The following is a 441-nucleotide window of genomic DNA, read 5'->3' as shown; positions in this document are numbered from 1 at the left end:
CTTGTGTACCGATGTACTCCCATGGAGCCGCTGTATAGTTTGCATAAATCGTTAAGTTTTTATCTTGTAAATCATAGAATGTCGGCCAGTCTGCTTTCATAATGTTCGTTGTTGCCATGACAACAGTCGGTGCGTATTTGTGTGTTTTAAACACCGCTACTGGCATCCCGGATTGAACAACCAATGTTTCATCATCTTCTAATTCCTTTAGAGATTTCACAATCGCATGGTAGGATTCCCAGTTACGAGCGGCTTTTCCAATCCCGCCGTAGATGACCAGCTCTTCTGGTTTTTCTGCATTTTCCATATTGTTTTCCAGCATCCGAAGGATCGCTTCCTGTCTCCAGCCTTTACAGCGGAGTTCCGGTCCTCTTTGTGCTTTTACTGAATACAAAATTTCTGGTGTTGACATTGTGTTTTCCCCCTAAGTGTTAAATGTTG

Annotated in this window: 1 pseudogene; it reads right to left on the bottom strand. The window is 42.9% G+C overall.

Features of this window, described 5'->3' with window-relative positions:
- Nucleotides 1-412: pseudogene (locus tag A8F95_RS10540) on the bottom strand (urocanate hydratase); the annotation flags it as partial.
- Nucleotides 413-441 lie beyond the last annotated feature (29 nt).

Origin of the sequence: Pseudobacillus wudalianchiensis, from assembly GCF_001685015.1 — a bacterium.
In the GTDB taxonomy this organism is placed as follows: Bacteria; Bacillota; Bacilli; order Bacillales; family Domibacillaceae; genus Pseudobacillus; species Pseudobacillus wudalianchiensis.
This window is presented reverse-complemented; position numbering and strand designations above follow the sequence as displayed.